The organism is Clostridioides sp. GD02367, from assembly GCF_045900275.1.
GTDB lineage: Bacteria > Bacillota > Clostridia > Peptostreptococcales > Peptostreptococcaceae > Clostridioides > Clostridioides difficile_A.
The window spans coordinates 1-541 of the sequence record NZ_JBJODK010000037.1 but is presented as its reverse complement, the minus strand read 5'-3'; the positions used below and the strand labels follow the sequence as shown (position 1 = coordinate 541).

The 541-nt window shown below is 27.5% G+C and carries 1 protein-coding gene; it reads left to right on the top strand.

Annotation, left to right across the window (positions count from 1 at the left end):
* Nucleotide 1: 1 nt before the first annotated feature.
* A partial coding sequence (locus tag Q3223_RS19490; RefSeq protein ID WP_407812447.1) for a YmfQ family protein occupies nt 2–541 on the top strand: 540 nt, incomplete at its 3' end.

Genomic DNA, 541 nt, shown 5'->3' with positions numbered 1-541 from the left:
GATATATGAGCAAAGTTTAATTATGAACTCTATATATGAAGCTATAGGAAGCGAATTTGATAATCTAGAGTTATTAAATAAAGAAATAGAATTACAGTTATTTCCTCAAAGCGCAACATGGGGTTTAAGTTTTTGGGAAAATAGAGTAGGTTTATCTACTAATCTAGATGAAGCTATAGAAGCTAGGAGAAGAAAAGTTATTGCTAAGCTCCAAAGCAAATATATTATGACACCTAAAAGAATGTCTATGATACTTCAATCTTATACAGGTGCAAATATAAAAATAAATGAAAACATATCTCCATATACTTTTGGTGTTGAATTAACCAGTACTCAAGGTTTTCCTAGAGATTTAGAAGATTTATATAAGAGAGTAAATGTTATAAAACCTTCTCATCTATCTGTAAGTTATAAGTTAGTATCTTTATTAAAAAGTAAAACTTATTTTGCACAAACAACAATTATGAGTGAAGAAATAACAGTATATCCTTATTCAAGTAAAGAAGTAAAAGCTAATATTAAAGCTAAGTTTGCATTAGCT